This window comes from Sphaerimonospora thailandensis, from assembly GCF_016863115.1.
GTDB lineage: Bacteria > Actinomycetota > Actinomycetes > Streptosporangiales > Streptosporangiaceae > Sphaerimonospora > Sphaerimonospora cavernae.
In genome coordinates this window covers 1-603 of sequence record NZ_BOOG01000158.1, presented here as the reverse complement: position 1 = coordinate 603, position 603 = coordinate 1, and the positions used below count along the sequence as shown (strand labels likewise).

Annotated in this window: 1 protein-coding gene; it reads left to right on the top strand. The window is 74.1% G+C overall.

The genetic code is table 11. The annotated features are described in order from the left end of the window. Window positions 1-603: transglycosylase SLT domain-containing protein (locus Mth01_RS29440; RefSeq protein ID WP_204019225.1), on the top strand; the 603-nt coding region annotated here is incomplete at both ends.

The window sequence follows — 603 nt, the reverse complement described above, 5'->3', positions numbered from 1 at the left end:
CGCCTTCGGCGGCGCCGTCGCCGGGGCCTTCGGCGGCCGGTCTGCCCGCGCCGGACGCGGCGATCCCCAAGGATCCCGCGCGGCTGGCCGACGCCCTGACGCGTACGGTCGCGCTGTTGCGTGACGGCGTCGACGACTGGGTCCGTACGGGCGGCCCCGCCAAGGGACAGGCGCCCGAGTCGGTGGTCCTGCCGGCCCTGTACGAGCAGCGCGTCTACCGGCGCCTGGCCCGCCATCCGAAGCTCGCGTCCCGGACGTACGGCAAGCTGCCCAAGGGTTTGGCCGGGCGGGCCCGGGACAACGTGACGGCCGTGCGGGGCCTGCTCTCCCTGGCCCACCCCGTCAGCGGGACGGCGAAGTTCCGCCTCAAGCCTCCCGAGCCGGCGGATGTGCTGCTCAAGCATTTCCGGCGGGCCGAGCGCCGGTTCGGCGTGGAGTGGGAGGTCCTGGCGGCGGTGATGTTCGTCGAGACCAAGTTCGGCCGGGTGCGGTCGCCGAGCCACACGGGTGCCGAGGGGCCGATGCAGTTCATGCCGGGCACCTGGAAGGCGTACGGCATGGGCGGTGACGTCCACGACACTCGCGATGCCCTGCTCGGCGCGG